Here is a 7,155-nt window from a genome sequence, read left to right on the forward strand (position 1 = left end):
TCTGCGGACCGTACGGAATGTGTCGGTCAGTATGTCGTGCACGCGGTCGAGATCTGGCAAGTGCCAAGCAGATGGATGCAACGGATCATAAAGGTCCGCGTATCGAAACCGCGATAAAAGTGCGTAATTCACCTTGACGATGAAACGCTGTGGTTGCGCCGTCCATCTCGCACAGGATCCTTGTCTCGTGCGCCTCGAGCCACTTGCGTGTCCCGACCTTGACGGACAATTCGTTCAGCGCCTCGATGCCCGTGCGGAAGGCTCCTGCCCCAGCACCGGCTTTTGCTGCGCGCGCCACGCGAGCGGATGGTCTTAACTCCCGTTCATTCGCCGGATGCACACGAAGCGCTCCGTCGTAATGTTGAAACCCGGCATAGCTCCTCGCAAGCAAAGCCGATATCACCGGCCTGCCCGAGGGATTCGACCGAATGCCAGGCCGCTTCCTCACCTACCAGTGAGACACAGGCGAGAGACTGGCGCGAACGCCAGTCTCGGGCTCTTGATGAGCTTAGGCGACTTTTGCGTCTTCGAGGTTGTAGGTCGTGCGGACCTTCGAACCGTTTGCGTTGTCCGCGGTACGCGGCGTGTAAGACATTTCGATCTTTGTGAAATTCAGGCTGATATGCTCCTGCGAAGAGGTGCCATCGGCCGACTGCTTCACGAAGTTGGAGATCAGCGCGTTGGTGAGCGTGAACTCTTCATAGGTTCCGTCGACATTGACAAAGTGTATCTGGACGGTATCGCCATTACCGCCCTTGAGCGCCTTCTGGGCCAGCTGCGGGCTGGCGGAATCGACGACCTTGTTGAAGGTGATTTCATCCACATGCGCATGAGCGCCCTCACGGTTCGAAGCACGACCGACTTCCGTGTGGATGTAACGGTGAATGCCGAGCTGGAAGTTGTTGATTTCGATCCAGCCCTTATGTGCCTGCTCCGTAACGTCGCCAGTGATGCCCGGAATCTTCAGGTAAATTGCCATTCTCTAATTTCCTTATTCAAAGTTGAGGGTTCGCCCTGTCGCTGTCAGGGCGTATGGGCCTTTCGGGTCTTCTGCATCCGGACAGTTTTATGGCCTGCCGGGTCTGCTTTATCCGCCACCTCTCTCGAAGATCGGGCGGATGCGTTTGCGGCATTGAGCGGCTCCGTAATTGCGAAACCGTCCTTGCCGAATTCGATGGCGATGCCGGTGACCTTTCGCTGGTCAGCCAGGGCATCGAGAAAAAAGGTGGAGAGCACCGGCAGAAGATCGCGAGCGATCATCACCTCGATGACGCGCGCACCCATTTCGCTGGTGCCTGCACGCGCCACCAGCGCATCGCGTGCAGCTTGGCTTAAATGAAGGGACGCGCCATACGTCGCGGCGACGCGGCTGCGAATGCGCTCGATCTGGATATCGACGATACCGGCCAGCGTTCGCGCCGTCAGCGGCATGAAGGGCAGAACCGTGGTGCGCCCGACGAAGGCAGGCTTGAACGCCTTCTGCAGCTCGGGCAGCAGCATGGCTTCCAGCGCCGCGCCCTCAGGCATGGTGTCGGGGTCGGCAGCCAGACTCGCCAGAAGCTCCGAACCTGTATTCGCGGTCATCACGATGGTCGTGTTCTTGAAATCGATGTCGCGTCCTTCGCCATCGCGCAACGTGCCCTTGTCAAACACCTGGTAGAAGATTTCCTGAACGCCCGCGTGCGCCTTGTCGATCTCGTCTAGCAGCAGAACGCCATAGGGGCGCCGACGCACTGCTTCCGTCAGCACGCCGCCCTCGCCATAACCGACATAGCCGGGAGGCGAGCCGAGCAGCATGGAAACCTTATGCTCCTCCTTGAACTCCGACATGTTGATCGTCGTGAGGTATTGCGTGCCGCCATAAAGCATGTCCGCCAGCGCCAGAGCCGTTTCGGTCTTGCCGGTGCCGGACATGCCAACGAACAAAAATACCGCCGGAGGACGGCGCGGATCATTGAGGCCCGCACGTGCCGCCCGCATTGCATCGGCGATATGTTTCAGAGCCCTGTCCTGGCCGATAACGCGCTCCTTGAGGCGCGCATCGAGCGTCTTGGCGGCAGCCACCTGATCGGAAAGAAGTTTACCGACCGGAATACCGGTCCAGCGGGCGACCACCGCGGCAATCACCTCGCGATCGACGACGCGCGGCACCAGCGCAGCTTCGCCCGCCACCTTGCCTCGCTTCTTCTCGGTTGCGGCATAGGCCTTGCGTGCCTGTTCGCCTGTGTCCTGCGGATCGACCTTTTCGGAAGGAACCGCGGCAATATTGCCAGCTGCAATATCCGCACGTGGCGAAAAAGCTTCTTCGAAGCGATCGGCTTCCCGCACCAGACGCAACTCAGCGTCAAGGCGGATTTCGACAGCTTTCTGCTCGGTGGCGAGCTGCGTCTCCCTCGCCTTGATAGCCTCAAGACGCTCATCGATTGCAGGCGTCAGCGGCTCACGGCGTAATGATTCCGCCTCACGAGCCAACATGGTGCGTTCGGACCGAAGATTTGCCAGCGCTGCGGGTGTAGTCTGGCGCGCGAGCGCCACGGCCGCGGCAGCCGTGTCCATAAGGCTGATCGCCTTGTCGGGCAATTGGCGCGCCGGAATGTAGCGCGCAGAAAGTTGAACGGCGGCCGCAAGAGCGTCATCGCGTATGCGCACCTTATGATGTCGTTCGAAACGATCGGCGATGCCCCGCAACATGCGAATGGCGGTCTCTTCGTCCGGCTCGTTGACGTGAACGACCTGGAACCGCCTGGTAAGCGCGGCATCTTTCTCGAAATAGCGCTTATACTCGCTCCAGGTGGTAGCGGCGATGGTTCGCAGTTCACCGCGCGCCAGCGCCGGTTTTAGAATGTTGGCCGCATCGCCCTGTCCGGCATGTCCACCCGCCCCGATCAGGCCGTGCGCCTCGTCGATGAACAGGATGATGGGTTCGACGCTCGCCTTGACGGCATCGACAACACCATGAAGACGGCGCTCGAATTCACCCTTCACGCCCGCTCCGGCCTGCAACAGGCTTAAATCGAGCATGAGAAGGCGCACGTCGCGCAGCATTTCCGGCACATCGCCTTCGACAATGCCGAGCGCCAGCGCTTCGGCGACAGCAGTCTTCCCGACCCCGGCCTCGCCAACGAGAATCGGATTGTTCTGACGCCGCCGCATCAGCACGTCGATGACCTGGCGCATCTCGCGTTCACGGCCGATGACCGGATCGATCCTGCCATCGCGGGCTTGCGCTGTCAGATCATGCGTATAGAGCCGCAAAACCTCATCGCCCGGGCTGGATAAAGCGGCAACAGCAGCTCCATGCGCGATCGGCGCTTGCACCTCCTTGGCCAGGCGACCGGATTCCTCCTGCATTTCCTCCAGGGCGCGCATGTCCAGCCCGCGCAGGCTTGGGGCGATCGCACGTGACAGAAGCCGCAGTGATGAGTCCGAAACCAGGGCGGTGAGAAGATCACCCAGAAAAACGATGTCGCGACCATGTTGAAGCGACGCGACAAGCCAGGCTTCCCGCGCGAGAGAAAGCAGATTTTGCGACAGTGTAAGATTTGCGCCCTCATCTCGTCCCAACTCACCAATGGCAAAATCAAGTTCAGTGCGCAGTGCTTCCGGATTCAAATCAAGTTTATCTAAAATCGAAGTATTTTCAGCCTGATCAAGTATAGATCGAAGAAAATGAGCAACCTCGACAGAGCCGTTACGATTGCGAGCCGCGTGTGAAGCCGCATGTTCCAGGGATACACGCAGGCGTGGCTCAAGCGTTCTTATTAGACGATTGAGATCTATATACACCATACGGCGACCCTCGTTACTTAGAAAATTCAATTTTCTTAGGCCTGAATGAACAACTAAAGGCGATTAATGCGTCTTGAATAGCAGGCTTAAAATAACATTACGTTATATATTGAACCCAAATTAAACATAGTTATGGCACGAAAATTTTACCGGTTGACAATTAAATTATACAAACGCAGTCCTATTACAAATATTATTTTACAGTAAAAAGGTTCATGCTTGATCATGTCTGTTGCGGCGATTTCATCTCCACTTAATGGCGATCACCCATGTGGAACGAATGTTCGATCGCAATCGTCTACGCGTGAAATATATTTCAAAATTAAAGATTTAAGAAATGCATCACGCAGCGCGGAGCGCGGCCAAAGCCCTGAAGAACCCTTCACACTACCCCCTGGATGGAAAGATATAAGTTCGCTCGCATTGCAATTACTTGGCCATCACAGCAAAGATATAGAATTGCTTGCATGGCTAATGGAAGCACAATTACGTATTTCCGGCTTCTCAGGCTTAAGAAATACTTACTCGGAAAGCGCACAACTAATAAGCGATTACGGCCACAGTCTTCATTCGGTCGACGAGGCGGCTGAAGAGCGCTTCCAGCCATTTGCCGGCTTGAATGGCGAGGGTGGCGAAGGGACGCTGATACAGCCGCTCCGTCTCACTTCTCTGATACCCAACGGCAATTTTGCACAGTTTTCGCTGTGGGATTTTCAGCTGGCGCAACGCGAAGGGCAAGAGAAGCGACGGGAAGAACTGCTCGAAGCGGCCAATGATGCGGGGCGTGAGGCGATGGCTGCGCGACTGCGCGAGGTAATTGGGTGCCTGGAAGCCTTTGATGCGTTCGTGACGGCGGTCAATGCGCAGGCGGGCTCGCAGGCACCATCCAGCTCGAACATCCGCAACACTCTTCAGGAGATTGCCGTCGCCATTCGCGCGATTGGCGGCTTTGCCGAGATTGAAGACGCCGCTGCCGATCAGGCGTCGACGGCCCTCGCCGAGAGCAGCGCCTCCGTAGCGAAGGCAGTGCGCAGTATCAGCGGCGAAATCCAGTCGCGCGAACAGGCCTTCGAGATGCTCGCCGCGATAGCGGGTTACTTTCGCCGCTACGAGCCTCATTCGCCCGTAGCGCTTTCCATCGAGACGCTGGTCCGCCGCGGTCGCATGGATTTTGCCGAATTACTGACTGAACTCCTGCCCGAAATGCATACGCGCAACGCGGTACTGACCGCAGCGGGAATACAGCCAAAGCCGGAAACGGAATAAGCCTGTCAGACAAGACGATCGCAACACCGAAATGGCGCTCCCGCGCCTTGTGAAGAAGGAGATGACCCATGGCTTCCAGCGTGCATGAAAAACTTGAGCGGGTCCGCAAACCCCGCGTCCATATCAAGTACGAAGTCGAGACGGAAGGCGCGATGGTGGTGAAGGAGCTGCCTTTCGTCGTCGGTGTTCTGGGCGACTTTTCGGGCAATCCGACAGCCCCTCTCAAGCCTTTCGGCGAGCGCAAGTTCGTGCAGATCGACCGCGACAATTTTGACGAGGTGATGCGCCGCATGACGCCGGGCCTCAACCTTTCCGTCGACAATACGCTGGCCGATGACGGAACACGCATGAGCGTCGATCTCAAGTTCGAAAGCATGGACGATTTCGAACCGGGCGCCATCGTCAGTCAGGTTCCGGCGCTGAAGAAGCTGCTGGAGGCACGCAACGAGCTGCGGGACCTGTTGAGCAAGGCCGATCGCTCAGACGAGCTGGAAAAGCTCCTCGAAGACGTTCTCCAGAACAAGGCTGACCTTTCGGCGCTTTCAGAGCAGCTCGAAGCGATCGGCAAGAAGCCATCGGCCTGAACCGGCGCAGCGACAAGGATCTAGAACATGAGTGCACAGACCCAAGCGAAGCAGGATGCTTCCACCGTCACAACCGAGGAAAATCTTCTTTCCAAGGTGGTCGCAGCAACCCGCCAGACGGAACCGGACCGCGCCCAGGACCTCCTGCGCAACCTGACCGACCAGGCACTGAAGGGTATGGTCACTTACGACCGCAACCTGACTGTGACGCTGAATAATGCCATCGCAGCGCTCGACAAAATGCTTTCCAGACAGCTTGCGGCCATCATGCAATCTCCCGAGTTCACGAAGCTCGAGGGCACATGGCGAGGCCTGCACTACCTGGTGAAGAACACGGAAACCAGTTCGAACCTGAAAATTCGCGTACTGAACGCCAGCAAGCGCGAAATCTACAAGGATTTAACCAAGGCAGTCGAGTTCGACCAGTCGCGCCTGTTCAAGTCGATCTACGAGGATGAATTCGGTACCCCGGGCGGTGAACCCATGGGCGCGCTGATCGGCGACTACGAATTTGACAATTCCTTCGAGGATATGGAACTCCTGCAAGGCGCTTCATCGATCGCGGCTGCTGCCTTCGCTCCCTTCATAACCGCGGCCAGCCCGAAGATGTTCGGCTTCGACGACTATCGTCAGCTGTCCAAGCCGCGCGATCTCGAGAAGATTTTCGAGACGGCGGAATATGCGAAATGGCGCGGCCTGCGCGAAAGCGAGGATTCCCGCTTCGTGACGCTGGCCCTCCCCCGCGTTCTGGCACGGATGCCCTATGGTCCGAGCACCCGCACCATCGACGCGTTCAACTTCGATGAGACCGACGGCACGAAGAATGGCGAGCTGCCGCACGAGAATTATACCTGGATGAACGCGGCCTATGTGATGGGCACCAAGCTGACGGACGCATTTGCGAGGAGCGGCTGGTGCACGGCAATTCGCGGCGCCGAAAACGGCGGCAAGGTGGAAGGCCTGCCTATGCACGTCTTCTCCAGTGACGATGGCGATCTCGACCTGAAATGCCCGACGGAGGTTGGCATCACCGACCGTCGCGATGCAGAACTTGGCAAGCTGGGCTTCCTGCCGCTATGCCATTACAAGAACACCGATTATGCCGTGTTCTTCGGCGCTCAGACCGCGCACAAGCCGAAGGTCTACGACCGTCCGGAAGCCACGGCAAATGCCGCCGTTTCCGCCCGCCTGCCTTACATGATGGCCACTTCGCGCTTTGCCCATTATCTCAAGGTCATGGGTCGCGACAAAATCGGCTCCTTCATGGAGGCAGAAGATTGCGAGGCATGGCTGAATCGCTGGATCTCCAACTATGTCAATGCCAACGACAATGCCGGCGAGGACGCAAAGGCGAAATATCCGTTGCGAGACGCGAAAGTGACCGTTCAGGAAATTCCCGGCAAGCCGGGTTCCTATAATGCGGTGGCATGGCTGCGTCCGTGGCTGCAGATGGAAGAGCTGACCACGTCGCTACGCATGGTGGCGCGCATTCCCTCCAAGAACTGAGCCGACACCA

At 57.7% G+C, this 7,155-nt stretch carries 5 protein-coding genes; 3 read left to right on the forward strand and 2 right to left on the reverse strand.

Annotated elements, in window-relative coordinates; translation table 11 throughout:
* Positions 1–508: 508 nt before the first annotated feature.
* Together IE151_RS07670 and tssH are read right to left on the reverse strand one after the other, a co-directional pair.
* Entirely contained in the window at positions 509–979 is a 471-nt protein-coding gene (locus IE151_RS07670; RefSeq protein ID WP_189489402.1) for an Hcp family type VI secretion system effector, read from the reverse strand.
* Between the two features lie 44 nt (positions 980–1,023).
* On the reverse strand, positions 1,024–3,789 hold the full coding sequence (gene tssH, locus IE151_RS07675; RefSeq protein WP_189489403.1) for a type VI secretion system ATPase TssH: 2,766 nt from the start codon (positions 3,787–3,789) through the stop codon (positions 1,024–1,026).
* 225 nt (positions 3,790–4,014) lie between these two features.
* Between tssH and tssA the strand changes: the two genes are divergently transcribed.
* From tssA to tssC, 3 genes are all read left to right on the forward strand, one after another.
* A complete protein-coding gene (gene tssA, locus IE151_RS07680; RefSeq protein WP_189489490.1) occupies positions 4,015–5,055 on the forward strand; it encodes a type VI secretion system protein TssA in 1,041 nt (346 codons plus the stop codon).
* A gap of 68 nt (positions 5,056–5,123) precedes the next feature.
* Positions 5,124–5,639 carry a type VI secretion system contractile sheath small subunit gene (tssB, locus tag IE151_RS07685; RefSeq protein WP_189489404.1) on the forward strand — a complete coding sequence of 172 codons (516 nt, stop codon included), beginning with the start codon at positions 5,124–5,126 and terminating at the stop codon, positions 5,637–5,639.
* A gap of 27 nt (positions 5,640–5,666) precedes the next feature.
* Positions 5,667–7,145 (forward strand): type VI secretion system contractile sheath large subunit, encoded by a 1,479-nt coding sequence (tssC, locus tag IE151_RS07690; RefSeq protein ID WP_189489405.1) that lies wholly within the window; start codon positions 5,667–5,669, stop codon positions 7,143–7,145.
* Positions 7,146–7,155 lie beyond the last annotated feature (10 nt).

Origin of the sequence: Limoniibacter endophyticus, assembly GCF_014652835.1 — a bacterium.
GTDB lineage: Bacteria > Pseudomonadota > Alphaproteobacteria > Rhizobiales > Rhizobiaceae > Limoniibacter > Limoniibacter endophyticus.